At 63.6% G+C, this 18,364-nt stretch carries 11 protein-coding genes; 7 read left to right on the forward strand and 4 right to left on the reverse strand.

Features of this window, described 5'->3' with window-relative positions:
* Positions 1–223: 223 nt before the first annotated feature.
* On the forward strand, positions 224–1,195 hold the full coding sequence (locus RCAS_RS01125; protein WP_041330121.1) for an AAA family ATPase: 972 nt from the start codon (positions 224–226) through the stop codon (positions 1,193–1,195).
* A 2-nt stretch (positions 1,196–1,197) separates the two neighbouring features.
* On the opposite strand, the gene RCAS_RS01130 is transcribed toward RCAS_RS01125, so the two are convergent.
* Entirely contained in the window at positions 1,198–1,881 is a 684-nt protein-coding gene (locus RCAS_RS01130) for a LuxR C-terminal-related transcriptional regulator (protein WP_011997749.1), read from the reverse strand.
* 280 nt (positions 1,882–2,161) lie between these two features.
* Here RCAS_RS01130 and RCAS_RS01135 point away from each other — a divergent pair, with 280 nt between their 5' ends.
* The 5 genes from RCAS_RS01135 (at position 2,162) to RCAS_RS01155 (ending at position 14,880) form a co-directional block, all read left to right on the forward strand.
* Positions 2,162–3,418, forward strand: coding sequence for an N-acetylmuramoyl-L-alanine amidase (locus RCAS_RS01135; protein WP_011997750.1), 1,257 nt, complete (start codon positions 2,162–2,164; stop codon positions 3,416–3,418).
* 112 nt (positions 3,419–3,530) lie between these two features.
* Positions 3,531–4,913, forward strand: coding sequence for a hypothetical protein (locus tag RCAS_RS01140; protein WP_011997751.1), 1,383 nt, complete (start codon positions 3,531–3,533; stop codon positions 4,911–4,913).
* 33 nt (positions 4,914–4,946) lie between these two features.
* Positions 4,947–5,264, forward strand: a complete 318-nt coding sequence (locus RCAS_RS01145; protein ID WP_011997752.1) for a hypothetical protein — start codon at positions 4,947–4,949, stop codon at positions 5,262–5,264.
* Between the two features lie 66 nt (positions 5,265–5,330).
* Entirely contained in the window at positions 5,331–12,119 is a 6,789-nt protein-coding gene (locus tag RCAS_RS01150) for a tetratricopeptide repeat protein (RefSeq protein WP_011997753.1), read from the forward strand.
* Between the two features lie 166 nt (positions 12,120–12,285).
* Positions 12,286–14,880: a tetratricopeptide repeat protein gene (locus RCAS_RS01155; protein WP_011997754.1), complete on the forward strand. Its 2,595-nt coding sequence runs from the start codon at positions 12,286–12,288 to the stop codon at positions 14,878–14,880.
* Between the two features lie 278 nt (positions 14,881–15,158).
* Here RCAS_RS01155 and RCAS_RS01160 read toward each other — a convergent pair whose 3' ends face one another.
* The 3 genes from RCAS_RS01160 to RCAS_RS01170 form a co-directional block, all read right to left on the reverse strand.
* Positions 15,159–15,773, reverse strand: coding sequence for a Uma2 family endonuclease (locus RCAS_RS01160; RefSeq protein WP_041330122.1), 615 nt, complete (start codon positions 15,771–15,773; stop codon positions 15,159–15,161).
* 414 nt (positions 15,774–16,187) lie between these two features.
* Positions 16,188–17,630 (reverse strand): glycosyltransferase, encoded by a 1,443-nt coding sequence (locus tag RCAS_RS01165; RefSeq protein ID WP_011997756.1) that lies wholly within the window; start codon positions 17,628–17,630, stop codon positions 16,188–16,190.
* A gap of 2 nt (positions 17,631–17,632) precedes the next feature.
* The gene (locus RCAS_RS01170) at positions 17,633–18,103 is read right to left on the reverse strand and encodes an NUDIX domain-containing protein (protein WP_041330123.1); all 471 of its coding nucleotides are present in this window, start codon (positions 18,101–18,103) and stop codon (positions 17,633–17,635) included.
* Between the two features lie 126 nt (positions 18,104–18,229).
* On the opposite strand from RCAS_RS01170, the gene RCAS_RS26135 reads away from it, so the two are divergent.
* Positions 18,230–18,364, forward strand: a complete 135-nt coding sequence (locus RCAS_RS26135) for a hypothetical protein (RefSeq protein ID WP_011997758.1) — start codon at positions 18,230–18,232, stop codon at positions 18,362–18,364.

Here is an 18,364-nt window from a genome sequence, read left to right on the forward strand (position 1 = left end):
CGGTCCTAGAAAACCCTGGGATAGGATGGTATACCAATGACGATTGAAGATGCCGCATGCGGGTCATGCCGCGCGCAGCGACGGGTCATGCCGCGCGCAGCGAGGAATCGAAGCGGGTCGCGCACGACCCCTCGCGCTGCTTGGGATGACCATGCCGGATGGTCACAGGGAATTGGTAGTATACTACCAGCACCCTGAAACATCTGTACACGGAAAGTCTGGAATGGAAGATATCAAAACCATCGTCGAGCGCATCGCCGCCAATGTCGAGCAGGTGATCATCGGAAAGCGCCGCGCCATTGATCAGGCGTTGGCTGCCTTGCTTTGCAAAGGGCATGTGCTCCTCGAAGACGTGCCGGGAACCGGCAAAACGATGCTCGCTAAAGCCATTGCGCGATCAATTGGGTGCAGTTTCAAGCGCATTCAGTTCACCCCCGACCTGCTGCCGTCTGATGTAACCGGCATTTCGATTTTCAACCAGCGCACCCACGAATTCGAGTTCCGCCCCGGACCGATTTTTGCACAGATCGTGCTGGCAGACGAGATCAACCGCGCAACACCGAAGACCCAGAGTGCGCTCCTCGAAGCTATGGAAGAACGGCAGATTACGGTCGATGGCGTCACCCATCCGCTGCCACAACCGTTCCTGGTGCTGGCAACGCAAAACCCGATCGAGTACGAAGGAACGTTCCCCCTCCCCGAAGCGCAGCTCGACCGCTTCTTTATGCGCATTCACCTGGGCTACCCGGAGCGGAAAGACGAAATTGCCATTCTGCGCCGCCAGCGTCAGGCGCATCCCATCGAGACGCTGACGCAGGTCGTCGCCGCTGAGGACCTGATCGATCTCCAGGAACGCATCAAGTCGATCTATGTCGATGAACTGATTGAGGAGTACATCGTTTCGCTCGTCACTGCCACCCGCAACCACGAGGATGTCTACCTCGGCGTGAGTGCGCGCGGATCGCTGGCGCTCTACCGGGCAGCGCAGGCGCAGGCAGCGATCCTGGGGCGCGACTACGTCCTTCCCGATGATGTCAAAGCATTGGCGGAACCGGTGCTGGCGCACCGTTTGATCATCAACCCTTCGGCGCGTATCCGCGACATCAGCGCCACCGACGTCATCTCGGACGTATTGAAGGCAGTGGCGGTACCGGGTGCACGCGCCGGACGACGCTTCGAGCGTGTCGCGCGGTAACGCTACCTGAGTCGCGTCTGACGAGCCACTCCCGGCAATGTGCCATCGGCGGTGTGGCGCAGGAAGAGTAGGCCGGCTTCCATCCGGTTGCTCACTTTCAGCTTCGCCAGAATGTTGCTCACATGCTTCATCGCCGTGTTGTAGCTGATATCGAGCCGCGCAGCGATCTCGCGATTGCCCAGCCCTTCGGCGATCAGTTGCAGGATCTCCAATTCGCGCGATGTCAGTTCGCTCAGACTTGCAATCGGACCGCTGATCGTCTGAGGGCGCGCCGCGCGGCGCAACACCTCGGCGGGAAAGAGCAATTGCCCGTCCTGCATGCGCCGCACCGCCTGCAAATACGCAGGTGACTGCAATTCTTTCGACAGGCACCCCGACGCTCCCGTCAGAAACGCCTGCCCCTGCAATTCCTGCACTTCGTGTTCATACGCTACCAACAACAGAACGGACGTCTGCGGTTGGAGCGTATGCAGCATGTGAACATACTCAAACACGTCTCCCCCCGGCAGATACCGATCCAGCATAACGATCTCCGGTTCGGTGTCGATCATGCAGCGGTCGAGACTCTCGAGCGTATCTGCCTCGCCCACAACGACATGCCCCGCGTTGCGGAGCAGTTGCGCCAGACCCTGTCGAAACAGATGCTGCTGGTCGGCAAGCACAATGCGCGCACGCCGCGAAGCCATGGTGCGTCCTTAAACATGGTGCATAGCAGGATCGAGACCATCAGAGCAATGGCGTGCCACAGCTACGCTCCACTGCCCACTCCCTCCTCCCCAATGCCATGAGAAATAGCATGCTCCGCCTCCCGTTGTCACCACTCAACTCATCAGTTTCACAGTACCTGAACTCAGTCATAGCGGTGTTCCGTATTTCTGGCATCAAAAATACACAAACTCATCATAGCACACCCTTCCCCGGACGTGCTATGGTGCATGCGCATGTTTCTGACGAAATTTCACCGAAATGACCGTCCCGATCAACACATCTATTCGCTCTCCCAACTATGGGTCGCGCGGCGGGCGGCCCATTTCGATGATCGTCCTTCACGCGACGGCGGGGACAGCGCGCAGTGCGCTGGCATGGCTGACCAACCCGGCGGCGCGTGTATCGGCGCACTACCTGATCGATAAAGCCGGGCAGATCTATCGCCTGGTGCCCGATGAATACGCTGCCTGGCACGCCGGGCGCGCCGCCTGGCGTGGTGAGACGGCGATCAATGAGGTGTCGCTCGGCATCGAACTTGAGAATGCCAACAATGGGCGCGATCCCTATCCAACGGCGCAACTCAGCGCGCTGATCCGCCTGACCCGCGAAAAAGTCGCTCAGTACCGCATCGCGCCCGACATGGTCGTGCGGCACCTGGACGTCGCCGTTCCGCGGGGGCGCAAAAACGATCCGGCCGGCTTTCCCTGGACTGAATTTCTGCAACACATCTTTGCCGAAACAACCATTGCTGCGCCAGATCGTCCAATTCCACCGTCCAGACGCGCCGCACTCAACCAGATTCTGCTGAACGAAGCATACCGTCAGGTCGGCGCCGTCGAATGGCCCGACTGGGCAATGACCCGCGCGGCGCGCCTGGCAAAACTTGGGTTGCCGGTTGCGCCGTCGTTCGAGGTAACCGTTGAAGGGCGCAATTACATCGGGCAGTCGTTTGGATGCGAGACGCTGGTTAGCCCAATTGCCGAATGGAAGCGCGTCGACCGCCTGAGCGCACTGACGGCGCCCGAACATCAACCGCTCCGCGAGGCGCTGTTGCAGGCTATCTACGCGCAGGCAGGCGAGACATATCGACCAGATTGGGCATTTCACCAGTATGCGCTGCGCGAGCCGGTCGGACCACCGCTGAGCGCCAGTTTCCGGGTGCGTGTTGGCAATGAGGAGTGGTCAGCGGCGATCTATGCGCTCGATGTGCTGTACAGCCCGGTCGGACGCTGGAAAGAAATTGGTCGCCTGAGTGCGCTGATCGAAGCACGCGGCGAACGCGACCCGTTGGCGGAGGCGTTGCTGGAACGGCTCTATGAACGGGCTGGCAGCCAGTGGCGCCCGATGTGGCCCTCTCAGCAGTATGCGCTCCGGGAACGCCTGGGGGCGCCACTCGGACCCAGTTTCCGCGTGTCGTTCGACGGACGCGACTACGTGGCGGAAGCATTCGCTCTCGATGTGCTCTACTGCGCCATCGGCGAATGGGACAACGTGCAGCGGCTGAGTGAGCGGTGAGGCATAGGGCGCGAGGGGTTGAAGTCGAAAGGCAGGGGCGCCCAACCCGGAGCGTCGTTCTCCGTGGCGCTTCGTGTTCCTTGTGGATACCAGGAAGAGATGAGGCTCGACCATGTTCATTCCGTTGCAGCACAATCAGGCAGAAGCCATCCCTACCACCGACGCGAGACAGTTGCAGCAGGATCAGCGTCTCCGGCTGCTCTCCAGAGAAGGGCGAGAACTCCGCCTCGGCGAGTATGGCGCCGCGCTCTTTCGAGTGGTCTTGATCCTGATCTGCGGCATTGACCTGATCCTGTACAGTACATCACACCCGGCGCTATTGGCGCATGGCATTGCACTGGTGATCGCCGTTGGTGCACTGATCGCCGGATTGACCGTCGCAATGCCATTGTGGGCGCTTCTTATGGTCGATGGCGCCGCAGCAGGCACGCTCATTCTGGCGACCGGCGGCGCCGCAAGCCCAATGCTCGTCCTTGTGCCGGCGATCGTCGTTCAGGGTGGTCTGTCTGTCGAAGAGCGCGATACGCTTGCCTCCGCCGGCATTGGAGTGATTGTGCTGTTACTCGTCGCCGCACTCGATCCGGCACAGGCGAACCATCTCCTGATCGAAATCGCGGCTATGCACGTGATTGTAAGCATTGCCGCCGTCTGGAGCGTGCGTCGGACGCGCCTGACGCTGACTCGCCTGCACGACGAGATCGCTCAACGGAAGCGCCTTGATCAGGATCGCAACGAAGCGCGACGCGCGCTGGAGTGGCAGCGTCAGAACCTGGCGGTGCTGGGAGCATGTGCGACGCTCGATGATCTTGCAGGACGTGTCGTCGAGCGCGCCGGCGCCATCACCGGAGCGCCAGCATCGTTCGATGATGCGTCAGCGTCCACGTCGTTCTCCTCCCATACGCTCGACATCACAGGCATGGGACGTCTGGTCGTGCAACGCACCGCCGCAGAACTCGACCGCTCACAGCGCGATGCGCTCGAACATCTGGTGGACACAGCGGCGCAGCGCGCAGTCGCGCTACGATCCATCGACATGCTCGACCGCCATCACCGGGCATTGATGGCGCTGTGGGAAGGAGCGGGCATCCTGCGCGCCGCACCTCATCTCAATCCCACACTGCTGGACGTCTGTCAGCGGATTGCCGCCGCGCTCGACCTGAACTGGATGGCGCTGATCGGTCCCGACGAACGTCAGATGCTCGCACCGCTCATGATCGCACGCGGACGCGCACATATGTCACCACCTCGCCTGCAACCGGTCCATTTCCGCCTGGCTGCCGAAGTGTTGCGCAGCGGGCGCTCACTGGTGCGTGTCGAACAGGAGCGGACACTGGCGTTCCTGCCGGTGCGCGTGGCGGGCGAACCATCGCTTGTGCTGGCAGCGCGCGGCGCTGTGGACGATGCCGCCGTGCAGGCGCTCCTTCTCCTGCTTGGAGACCTGATCGGCGAACGATTGGCAGGTTGCACGCACTCCCGAGAACACCATCGCTGCTGAACAGCGCCTGATCACGACTGTGCGGAGTCTCGTATGACCACAACCATTCAGATTGGTATGGCCATCACCCTGTTCATCACCGGCATCGGCATGCTCATCTGTGGACTGGTGATCATTATGACGCGGGAGTATCAGGAAGCCATGCGATCGCTAGCGGGGCAATCATCGCGGCTGAGCAGCAAGGCTCTGGCGGATATTGGCGTTCAGGCGGCGCTCGATGGAGCGGCACATCTGCTCGAAGCCATTACCCGCCTGGTGCAGACCGCCATCGGCACCGGCGCATTTCTCTGCCTGTTGGGCACCATCATTTGCGGGCTGGCGTTCTGGATGATGATGATGATCGGCGCGTAACGAATTCAGGCGTGGAGGGCGCCGGAAAGCGCACCACCGTTTGTCTGGCGGCAAAGGAAAGAACGTATGGCAGTGCAACTCGCTGGCTGGGCGCATCGTTACCTGGAGGCGCTTTGCGGTCAATCGAACTTCAGCGCCGCGCGGACTGTCGCACCCCTCTGGTTGGCGACCGATGCCGCTCATACGCCCGAAGTGGGAGTCCCTGTCTCCGCGCCACTGACGATTCAAATGGCAGCGGAAATCTTCCCGCGCCTGGCGCTGATCGGTCCGGCAGGCGCCGGTAAAACAACAAGCCTGCGGGCGCTGGCTATCGGGCTGGCAGAAGCGTTCCTTTCGGGCAATAGTCGCACGGCATGGAGCGGCGCACATGCCCCTCTTCCACTCTACATCGAGCTGGCGCGTTTCCGGGGAAGCATCGAAGCAACACTGGCGGACACATTCGGCATTGGAGCGCCGCCGCCGCTCGACGAACTGGCGCGCGATCGTCCGCTGCTCTTCCTGCTCGATGGGCTGGACGAACTTCCGCCAGCCACACAGCTCACCGGTCTGGCGGCACTGAGCCACACCCTGGCAGCGACCGGCGCTCAGACGCGCTGGATCAGTACGTGTCGCAGCGAGTATCTGGGGCTGTTCCGCCCCTGGCTGAACGGCGCTGAGGTGCGTGTGCTGCAACCGCTCCGTCCGCGCGATGTCGTTGCGCAACTGCAACGTCAGGTCGGCGATGGGGCGGCTGCCTGGATTCAGCGCAACGACGATATTCTGCAACTGGCGACTCGACCGCGCTGGCTCACGGCGCTGATCGAAGCGCGTGAGGCGCTGAATGCGCCCATTCAGAGCCGCGGACGGCTTCTGGCAACCTGGATGCCCGCGCTTGTGACAACAGCGCTGGCAGCGCATCCGCGCTCGATCCCGGCATCACAGGCTGTACATGCACTCACGACCATTGCTCACCTTCTCGAACACCAGGGGCAGACCGAACTCACGCTCGACAGTGCAATCACGGCCATCGAAGTAAGCGCCTATGTGTCCGATACTCAGGTTACAGCGCGTGCGCTGCGTCAATCACCATTGGTGCACGAACGAACGCTGCGCGCCGCAACCGGCGAAGCCGCGATTCTGGCATTGATCGATGCCGGTATTCTGAACTTCGATGCCGAACGACGACTGATCGGCTTCCATCATCCCCTGTTGCGTTCTTTTGCCCAGGCGCTGCTGCTGGCGCGCACACGCCCCGATCAGTGGTCCGCTTCCATTCTGAGCCGCACTTGGACGGATGCCGTGATCTTCGCCTACAGCCTGTCCGAGGATCGTGAGGCGGTGGTGCGGCGCCTGCTGGCTTCTGGCGCCGTTGGGTTGACGGCGCGCTGCCTGATCGACGCAGAAGCGCCCGCGCACTACGACGAACTGCTCGAGCGCAGCGGCTCCCTGACGCCACCGTTGCGAGTGATGATCGCCGACGCGTTTGCTGCCGAGGGTCTGGATCGCGCAGCGTTGGAGCAACTGGAGCGCGCCGGCAACGAAGGGTACGACGAAGCCGGGCTGTTCGGTCGCCTGGGCGATCTCTACTGCCGATCCGGTCAGTGGCGGCTGGCGCGCGTCGCTTATGAGCAGGCGCTGGCGCGCGAAGCCGACGATCTGCGCTACCGGCAGCAACTCGGGGTCGTATGCAGCCGGATGGGTGAGCTGGAACAGGCGGCGGCAGCGCTGGAAACGGTGCTCGATGCGCAGCAAAAGCGTTCGGCAGCCGCTGCGCACGAATTAGGACACGTCTATCTCCAACAGGGTCGCTTCGCGCGGGCGCTGGAGGCATATCGCCACGCGGCACAGCAACAACCTGGCGAACCGGCATATCGGCGTAGTGTGGCGGTCGCGCTGCGCCGTCTGGGGCGTCTCGAGGAAGCGGAAGCGGAACTGCGCGACCTGATCGCCGCATCTGGCAGTGATGCGGCGACGTATGCAGAACTCGGCGAGGTCTATGCCGACGCCGGGCATAACGCGAAAGCGGTCGAGAGTTATGCGCGCGCCGTTGCCCTGCGCCCCGATGACCCGATGCTCTATGCGCGTCTGGGGCAGGTGCGTCGCAGCATTGGCGACTGGTCCGGCGCGCGCGCTGCATTGCAACGCGCAGTGGAACTCGATTCCTCGAACGCTGCGTTGCAGGATGAATTGGGACAGGCGCTCGAAGCATGCGGTGAAATGGAGAGCGCGCTGGCAGCATACCGCGCGGCGGTCTCGCTCGATCCGCAATGTGCCACATATCATCGTCGTTTGGGAGCGCTCCTGCGCAATTGCGGCGACAATGACGGCGCTGCGGCGGCGCTGCGCACGGCGCTCGAATTGCGCCCGGACAGCGCCGCGACCTATGGCGAACTGGCAGAACTTTTGTGGCGTACCGGTGACACCGATCAGGCGCTCGACGCCTATCGACGTGCGCACGCTCTCGCGCCGGAATCCCCCGATCACACGCGCGCGTTGGGTCTGGCATACCGCCGCCTTGGACGATCACGCGACGCCGAACGCCTCCTGCGCCAGGCGCTGACGTTGGCGCCTGAACGCGCCGATCTCCACTACGACTATGGCATCGCTGCTGAAGCCCTCGAACAGTGGGACACGGCGCTTGCAGCATATGAACAGGCAGCGATGCTCGATCCGCAATGCGCCGACTATGCGCGCGCCGCCGGTGCGCTTCTCCTGCGGCGCGGCGATCTGGCGCGGGCACGTTCATTGCTGGCGGTCGCCCTGCGGCGCGCGCGCCGTGATCCCGAAACGTTGTTTCAGGTGGGAATGCTCCATGCGGCTGCCGGCGCCTGGCATCTGGCGGCGCGTTCTTTCCAACGCGCGGCGCGCTTGAGTGGCAGCGCACAGCACGAAAGCGCACTTGGCAGGGCGTACCTGCACCTGAGTATGGCAGACGAAGCATGCGCCGCTTTTGAGCGCGCACTCCTTCTGCACCCCGACGACATCGAAACACTCGACGCCTACCAGACGGCGCTAGAGTCATGCGGTCGTCTCGAAGCGGCTTACTCCGTTGGGCGGCGTGTTGCGCGTCTGGCGCCAGGGAATGCGGCGATCCAGCAGCGCGTCGGCAGTCTGGCGTTGCGCCTGGGGCGCGTGAACGAGGCGCTCGAACTGCTCGACCGTGCAGTGGCGCTCGACTCGCGCCTGGTCGCGGCACATCTGGATCGAAGCCGGGCGCTCCTCGCGGCAGGACGGGCAGAGGCAGCACTGGCAGCCGCACAACAGGCGCATACCCTTGCTCCTGATCAGGCGCTTCCCCTGGCGCTGGCAGCCGAGGCGCTCATCACCCTTCGGCGTGATGACGAAGCGCGCCCATTGCTGGAACGAGCGCTGGCGCTCGATGCCACGCTGCTGTCTTCCTGTGTTGCGCTGCGCGACCTGCTGGCGCGTGCTGACGACTATGCTGCGGCTGTGAGCCTGGCACAGCGCGCTGTAGCGCTTGCACCCGCCGATATCTCCCATCACGTGCGGTTGGGCGAGTTGCTCCTGGAAACAGGCGACCTGACACAGGCGGAACAGGCGCTGCAATACGCACTTCAATATATCGCCAGCGTCGACGAAGAGCAGCGTAACCGGATGAGCGCTCGCATTTATGCACTAATCAGCCGCATTCGCGCCCGCATCGCCGATTGGGAACAGGCGGTTGCGTATGCGCGTGCAAGCGTCGATTGCGCTCCGGGCAACAGCGAGTATCGTGCATTGCTCGCCGATGCTCTGGAAGGCGCCGGCAACCTCGCAGCGGCAGTCGCAGAACTGGAAAGCGCCGCTGCTGCCGAACCCGACCGCATCGACTGGCAGCAGCGTCTAGGGCATTTCCTGTATCGCATCGGCAACTACTCAGGGGCGCTGAATGCACTGCGCCGCGCAGCTGCGGGGTCCGGCGCCGCCGAGGACTACTATGCGCTCGGCAGGTGTCTGTGTGCGCTCAGCGATCTTCCGGCTGCCGCCGAAGCGCTCGAACAGGCGTTGCGCCTGCGCCCCGACGCCGCATCCTGGCGCGTCGAACTGGCGCTGGTGCATCTGGAACGCGGCTGGCATGGCGAAGCCCTGGCGGAACTTAACCAGGCGGTTGCAACCGCCCCTGATCGGACAGAGGTGCGACGCGCCCGCGCTCGTGCGCTGATGGCAATTGGCCAACTCGACCACGCGCGCGCCGATCTTGTCGAGGCGTTGCGGCGTGAACCACGCGACGCCGAAAGTTATGCGTTACTCGCCGAAATCCTGCTCGATCTCGGTCATACCCTCCAGGCGCTCGATAGCGCCCGACGCGCTGCAACGCTGCAACCCGACAATCCGCAGTATCGGCGCATGCTGGCGCGCGCGCTGCGCGCCAGCGGTCGACGCGCAGAAGCCATCGAACACCTCAGCGGCGTTGTGAATGATACCAGCCCGCCGCAGTGGTGGGAAGAACTTGCCGATGATCACCTGGCGCTGGGTCATCTTCCTGCTGCGCGCATCGCACTCGAACACGCCGTTGCCGCTGCACCCGATCAGGCGACGACGCGCTTTCGCCTTGGCGACGTGCTGCTGCGGCTTGGCGAACCCGCCGCTGCGACAGAACAATTACGCATCGCCATTACCCGCCGGCCCGATTACGCTGCTGCACATGCTCGTCTTGCAGAAGCGTTGATTGCGAGTGCGATCGACAGCCCCGATCATCTTGCTGCTGCGGTCGAAGCAGCGCGCCTCGCCGTAGCGGTGGAGGGTCAATGCGCCGACCATTGGCGAGTGCTCGGCGCCGTGTTGCGCATGCAGGGGGTTCTGGAAGACGCTGTTCAGGCATTGCGCCGCGCCTGCGAACTCGATCCCGAATCGGCGTCTGCCGCATTCCTGCTTGGATTGACATTGCTTGAACAGAACAATCCGGCAGCCGCCATCGCACCACTCGCAGATGCGGTTGCGTTAGCGCCTGAGATCGCGTCGCACCACGGATGCCTGGGAATCGCCCACCGTCTGGCAGTCGCACCAATTGTCGAGCCTGACGACTTGCGCACAGCGCCGCCCAATCGGCGCGCAGCGCTGACGATCGCGCGGCGGTCGTTCCAGCAGGCGATCACCCTTGACCCGCGCTGCGCTCGCTGGTGGTACGAACTTGGACTGACGGAACAGCAGTCTGCCAATCATGCTCCCGCTGTCGAAGCATTCGCGCGCGCTATGGCGCTGGCGGATGATCACGCTGTCAGTATGACAACCGGTGTCTACCCTCCGCTGCAGGGCAGCGAACGGATCGCCATCCTGCGCAGCCGCGCACTGTCGCTCTATCTGGTCGGTCGCCTCGACGATGCGCGCGCCGATCTTGAATCGGTGATTGCTCACAATGCTGCGCTTCCGGCAGACCGGTATCTGCTGGGTCGGGTTCTTCTCGATTGTGGTCATGCCACAGCAGCACGCACGGAACTGACTAGTGCCACCGCCAGCGATCCACGGCACGCTCAGGCACACCTGTTTCTCGGACGCGCCTGCCTGGCATTGAATGAACCTCAGACGGCGATTGACGCCATCGAACAGGCTGCCGAACTGCGCCCCGATCATGCGCCAACCGCTGCCGCCCTCAGCCAGGCATACGCGGCAGCCGGTCGACGCGAACGTGCAATTGCCGCCGCACAACGCGCCGTCCGGCTCGACTCCTCGGCAGGCGAGCATCATCACCTGCTTGCCACACTCTATGCCGCCAGCGGACGCCTCCAGGAAGCGCGCGCTGCTCTGATCAATGCCCTGACCCTGCAACCCGACGTTGCCGCATGGCATGCGCAAATGGGAGACATCTGCCAGCGCATGGGGATGATCGACGCGGCGCGTAGCGCCTATGCGCGCGCCGTGCAACTGGCGCCCGACCATGCCGATTACCGGTATGCGCAGGCGCGCCTGTTGCGCCAGCAGGGACGCATCGACGAGGCGCGCCAGGTGTTTGAAAAAGCGTTGGAGCACGAACCGCAGCAGGGCGCCTGGCACTACGAACTGGCCGAACTCCTCCGCCAACAGCGCGACCCGGCAGCCATCGAACATTATGCCGCCGCCGTCCAACTCGCGCCCGACGAGCCGCGCCATTGGCTGGGGCTGGTCGAAGGACTGCTGGAGCGTCAGGAGCGCGACGCGGCGCAGGAAACCGTCGAGCGAGCGCTCCTGCGGTTTGGCGACCATGCTGCGCTGCACGCGGTTGCCGGTGCGCTTCAGGAGGAGCAGGGCGAAATCGAGCGGGCAGCGTGGCACTACGAGCAGGCGCTCACGCGCGACCCGCAGAACGCTACCTATTGCTGGCGGTTGGGACGCGCTCAATTCGAACTGGGCAACCCGGACGCCGCCCGTGAGTTGCTCGAACGGGCATTGGCGCTCGATCCCGGCTCGGCAGACGCGCATGCAACCATCGCGCGCCTCTTCGCATCCGAAAACGATAGCCGCGCTGCTCTTGTTCACAGCCAGCGCGCCGTAGAACTGCGCCCTGACGATCCCGCGCTTCAGATTCAACTGGCAGAGGTTCTTGCGCAGATGCGACGCTTTGATGAGGCGCGCCAGGCGCTCGAGCGCGCAGTGCAACGCGCGCCGTCCGATCCCGAACTACTGGCGCGCTACGGTGAGATGGCGCTGACGGTCGGGTTGTATCACGAAGCACTTGGCGCATTCGAGCGCGCCATTGCGCAGCGCCCCGACGAACCACGGTACCACTTCTTCGCCGGGCGCGCGCATCGCCGACTGAAACAGTACAGCCGAGCCATTGAGCGGTTCCGCCGCGCCGTCAAACTCCGTCCCGGCTACAGCGAGGCGGTGATTGAACTCAGCACCCTCGGACCGCTGGCGTTTGTGGCGCAACATTTGCGTGGCGAGAGTGATGCTGCATAGCGCCCATCTGGGTCATTTCTCAGTTGGACACATGGAGGAAAGGAGGCAGATCATGCTTCTCAAACCATACGAGGTTCCTTTTCCCAACCCCCATCCCCCTGACCCGGAACCCGATCCGCCGCCGGACTGGAACGCATGAAACGCTCTAGAAAGGAAACGTTTTGCCATGACGACTGCCAGGTCTTCATTGGAGACCATCGAATTACCGCACCTGGTGCGCGCCATTGAGCTGGCGCTACGCCTGGGCGATTCCGGCGCTGCCTGGCGCGCGGCGCACGCTCTCCGGCGCGTCTTTCCCGAAGCGATCGCCCCCCAGGTCTGGCTGGGGCAGGCGTTGCTCGACGCAGGAAACGCAGCCGTCGCAGTAGATTATTTCCGTCGCGCGCTGCGTCTGAACCCGCTCGATGCCAATGCCTGGGCTGGACTGGCGGGTGCGCTGGCGCGCACCGGAGAGGCAAAGGCGGCGACAGCGGCGCTGAACCGTGCGGTGCTGCACGATCCGCTCGGCAGTATCGCACTGACGCCGGGAATCGCCCCCGAACCATCTACCGCCGGTAAAGGCATTGAATACCTGCATCGTGGTCTTGCCGAACTGGCGGTTGCCGAACTGGCGACGGCGCTGGCGCGTTTCCCACGCCGCGACGATCTGCGGTTCTATTATATTGAAGCACTGCGGCGCAGCGGTGATCTGGCCGGCGCCCGCCATGCCTTGACGCACCTCACATCGCCGGATGCCGGGCGCCTCCCGGCGCTGCTCGCGCGGGCTGCGCTGCACGAGCACGATACAGCGGCAAAGCGGTATTGCGCCGCTTATGATCCCGACGGGCGCCTGACACGCCGCTTCTTCGCTCCCGAAGCGCCTCCCTGGATGCTGCCGCCGCCGCCGGTTGTGCGCTGGAGCGAAGAGTTCGATCCCGTGCGGCCGTATCTGGAACATCTCACGGCGTATCACGCCCTGCCTGCGACCGCCGGCAGTCACACCTGCGCAACACAGCCGCTGGCAGCGCCAAAACGTCTCCCGGAAACGAGCGACCCGCCGAGTCCGGCAACGGGAGCGGGGAAGGAACAGGATGCCGCGCTATCCGCGCGTGCTAGCGACGCCAGACAACCGGAGAGCACCGATCCAGAGGTCAAACACTTCCTCGCCATAGCAGAGCGAGTGCGTCAGCGCCTCATCGACGCCAGCGCAGCGCCCCGTCCGCTCGTGCCGTATGCCGATGGTCGAACGTTCACACAAGTGACGCTCTCATCACGGACAGCGTTGCAGCGGCGCTTCGGCGCAGATGGATGTGCAGCCCTGGATCAACGGTTGCAACAGTATGCGATGGCGTTGCAACAGCGCGGTGTGATGGCGCATATCTGCTACTACGATGACGCAGATACGCTCCGGCTCGACGACGGCATCGCGGCTGCGCCGGTCGCCGTCGAAGCGGGGGCGCTGCGCGACCTGTTGCGCACTCTTTCCGGCGCACTTTCTGAACGTGGACGTACCCTGGGAGCGGTGCTGATCATCGGCGGCGACGATATCGTCCCGTTCCATCGCCTGCCCAACCCGCTGCCCGACGATGACGTCGTCGTGCTCTCCGACAACCCATATGCTACCGATGACCCGGCATACGTGGCGCCACAACGCATGGTTGCACGCCTTCCCGACGGCAACGTCGGCGACCCGTCGCTGCTCTTTGCCCAGCTTGACCGGATGACGGCATACCACTACGGCAGTCGCCCGCAATTGAGACGATTGCAACGGTCATCCGGTCGCCGCCTGGCGCGCGACGCGCCGCCCCTCGATGTTTTGAGCGCCGGGTATTGCGCCGAAATCTGGAAGGATGCCTCGCGTGCGGTTCTCGACGCGCTCACAGCCGATGCGCCGCTCACGTCAAGCCCGCCGCACCTTGCCGAAAACCTCGACCTTCGCACACTGAGCGGCAGGCGATTGCTCTACTTCAATCTCCACGGCGCAGCCGGGCTTCCCAACCTCTACGGGCAACCCGATGCTGTCTGGCCCGGCGCAGCAACGCGCCTGCCGGTGGCGCTGCGTCCTGATCAGATTGACGATACCACGGCGGATGGCGCGCTGATCCTGAGCGAAGCGTGCTACGGCGCAGAACTCGCCGGGCGCACCGTTGACGCATCCATCCCGCTGCGCGCGCTGGCACACGGCGCGCTCGCATTCGTTGGAGCAACGGTTAACGCTTACGGCAGCCTGACCAACCCTCTGATCGGCGCCGACCTCCTGTTTCACGCCATGATGAAGCATCTGGCGCGTGGCGAGCCGATTGGTCGCGCGCTGCACCAGGCGCGAATAGAATTTGCGCAGGAGATGTACCGCCGCCAGGGGTTTCTCGATGATGTAGACATCAAGACGCTGATTGAATTCGTGTTGCTCGGCGATCCATGGGGAGCGCTCTATGATGCAAACATCGAACCGAAACCCTGGAACACCGACCGCACAATCGTGGCAGTGGAACGGATGCCCAAACCACGCGCGCGCGTGGTGCTCGACGAGGCGGAAGCGCCACGCGATGCGCTTCAGCGCGCTCGCGCCATCCTGCGACGAGTGCTGCCGCATGGCGCGGCGCTGCCGCTGCGCATCACCGCGCAACTCAACCCGCGCCGCCAGCGTAAGAGCGATCCCGAACGCGACCTGACCTTCAGCGCCCGCGACCATGTCCCAACCGTCGATGGACAATCCGTGGCGCACACGGCACACGTCACGATCAGTGGGCAGGCAGTGGTCAAAGTGGCGCTGACGCGGTAAGCTGCGGGCTCAAGCCCTCGCTCAGGATGTGGAATCTCCAGCGGGGCTTTCATGATCTCAGCCCGGGCTTCAGCCCGCAGCGTCTCTCCACCCCAGGCAGGGCGCTCCCGCCTGACGGTGAGCTCAAGCCCTCGCTCAGGATGTGGAATCTCCAGCGGGGCTTTCATGATCTCAGCCCGGGCTTCAGCCCGCAGCGTCTCTCCACCCCAGGCAGGGCGCTCCCGCCTGACGGTGAAAGACACATCCCGATCCCTGATCCATCCACATCCGTGCGCTATTCACGCATCAAACACCTCATCCACCCGCACGGCAAAGCCGTCGAGCAGGCGCGAACGCGCCGCAACGCCACGCCGGAAGACGCCATACGGCGCATACGCATCACCGGCGAGGGTCAGCACCGTGATCGTTTCATCGAGCGGATTGACGATCCAGTACTCCGGGATGCCCGCTTCGGCATAGTCGCGCGGCTTCTCCTCCAGATCGCGCGCCGGGTTGTCGGCGCTGACGATTTCCGCCACCAGGTCCGCGCCGCGCCAGTAGTCGTTCTGCCGACGCGGGTCATCGCTGCGCAGGAGGAGCAGCAGATCGGGTTCGCGGAACTTCCCTGGACGGATTTCGAGCCGCAGCGGCGCGTAGAACGCCACGCCGCCGCGCGGTCGCACGAACGCCAGGAAACTGAGCAGCAAAACCAGTGAGATAGCCTGGTGTTTCTCGGTCGGCATCGGCAATACCTCGATGACCCCATCGGTGTATTCGATCAGGCGGTTCGTATGCGCGGTCAGGGCAAGATACTGCGCAACGCTCCACGTTCCCTGAAGCGCCGTGAGGTCAATGTCCGTAATCTGGTTCGCAATTGCGATCCACATTGGTTGAACGGCTGCTGTTACGGTCATCGTCATTCCCTGCAGGCGACCACGGGGGCGTCGGGGCGATCCGTCACCGCGTTTCTTCCCGCGTCCCGATGCCTGTTTTCCCTTCATCACCCTTGCTCCCCTTCTCCCACAGCAAGCGAAAGGGGGGGTGGCGGATGTTGATGGTAGTGTAGCACAGGAATCGCTGATATGTGACCTTCGACGTATGTCTGGGGACGGCTGCTATAGAACCGGATGTAGCCTGCGGCTTCAGCCGCCAGGCGCCTGCGCGGGCGATTTTCCCCCTCATCCCCCCTTCTCCCACAAGGGGCGAAGGGGGCATTTTCGCGGCGGGTTTCGTGGTTACGCTCAAATAATGACCTTCCCCCCCTTCTCCCACAAGGAGCGAAGGGGGACCGTCGCCGGCAGCTCAAGCCGCCAGCGTCCGCCGCCGGACTATTCGCGCCCGAACCCGATCTCCGCCAGCGCCCGCGCCGCCGCATCCAACACCGCGCGGTCGTCGCCGGTCACACCCAATCCGATCAGCGCCTCTGCGACTGTTTGCACCAGCGGCGGCGGCGCGGGCGCGCGCTGCGCTGCGCTCTGATCTGCATCTCTGGCAAACGACAAGCGTTCACGGGGCGCCGCGCGACGAGGTGGTCGTCCTTCGACATCCCACAACGGCGCTGCGCGCAACGGTCGAATGTCGCCCCATCCGCAGTGACGCGCCAGAAACTCAACATATGCGCGTGCTGCGCCTTCGAGCGTATGGCAGTGCGCCACATACTTCCGCGCTGCCGCGCCCATTGCCGCAGCCACGTCGGGGCGTTCCGCCAGCAGGCGACAGTACCCCAGGATCAGGTCGCTCTCCGATCCGTCGGGGTCCACCTGCGCTGCCACCCCCGGCGGCAGTTCAGTGAATGAGCCGGTGGCGGTCACCAGCGTGGGGCGACCGGCGCCGAGCAGTCGCAGCAGGCTCGCCGATGTCTCGCCAGCGGTCGGATGGCGCAGGTTCAGGCAGATGTCGGCAGCCGCGACATAATCCTCGAATGTAGAACGCGACACATAGCCGGTGATCGTAACCGCTTCGGTCAACCCCAGGCGTTCGACGACACCCGGCGCATCATAGTTCGGCGAGATGCTGCCGACGAGCAGATAGCGCGCATCAGGATGAACAGCACGCAGGTCGCGCAGCGCGCGCAGCGCCGGTTCCAACCGCTTATAGGGATTGATGTGTCCGAACGACGCGAGGATCAGCGCATTCTGCGGCAAACCAAGGCGTTCACACGCTTCGTTGCGGGGAATGAGCATCGGCAGCGGCACACCCATTGGTACAAGCGCCGTCGCCAATCCTGGCTTGAGCGCCGTTACCCGATCCAGCACATATCGGCTGTGCGCCAGGATGCCGGTGGCGCGTTCGAGCACGTCTTCACAGAACGGAAAGTCAAAGGCGGCTTCAGGAAACCGCCCACGCAGCATCAGTTCCGCCACGCGCGCGCCTTCATCGCCATACCGGCGGCGCATCTCAGCACGGTAGCGATCAATCTGCCCGCGCACCGCCACCATCTCTTGCAGCATGAAGTGGTGCAGCACAAAGTCGTGCAGCACCACAACGCCAGGGGTGCGCTGCAATGCGCGCCATATCCCCAGGTGCGCCGGACTATTGCCCATATGGTAGATGATAGCATCGAACGGACGGCGACGATGGTCACGTTCGAGCCGACTCACCGGGCGGATCTCGAGGTGCTGCACCAGGCGCGGATGTGTCGGGCGCAACCCGTCCTCGATGTAAAGGGTAACCTCGGCATACATGCCGAGATACGGCAACAGCTCCTCACTGTAATCCGAAATGCCCGAAGGAGCGGGGTTGACCGGAGAAGCGTAGGCGAGACGTTTCATCACTAATCGAACGCCGCTTCCGCGCGCCCGGCGAACGCATCGCGCACCATGCGCACATAGCGCGGCATCAGCGGCGGCAGGCGGTCGGGTGGGTAATAGGCGAGCGACACAAACTCCGTATGGTCCGGTTGCAGCATGCCTCCGGTGACGCGGCAGGCGAAGAAGGCGCTGACGATCTGCGCCTGATCGCCGTTCGGGTAGGTCCACTCGAATTCGCGCCCGGTGTACAGCCCGATCAGGCGCTCGACCACGACGTGCAGTCCGGTCTCTTCGAGCACTTCGCGCACCAGGGTGCGCGCCGGCGTTTCGCCAAGTTGCACCACGCCGGACGGTGGCGCCCACAGCATCACATCGGAGCGCTGACCGAGCAGCACATGTCCCCGATCATTGCGAATGAATGCGCTCGCAGCAAGTTGCAGCAGGCGCTGGTGACCAACATAACTGCGCAGCCATGCCGTGTAATTAATCGTCATAGGCATCTTTGAATGAATTCTTCACCACGTAACGCTAACGGTCTGCAATTATACCACCGGCACAAATTGCCCATTTTGTGCTACAATCGCAGAGAGTGATTTGAGACCGACAGGCAGGAGGCGCATGTGGAAACCATCGTCTACATTGTGAAGTACACCTTTATCGCAGCGCTGGCGGTCGAAGCGGTGTTGATCGCACGCGCCATCATCAGCGTGGCGCTGGAGAAGGCGCGCGCAGCAAAGTCCGCCCCTGCGGAGTAA

Origin of the sequence: Roseiflexus castenholzii DSM 13941 (assembly GCF_000017805.1) — a bacterium.
GTDB classification, from domain to species: Bacteria; Chloroflexota; Chloroflexia; order Chloroflexales; family Roseiflexaceae; genus Roseiflexus; species Roseiflexus castenholzii.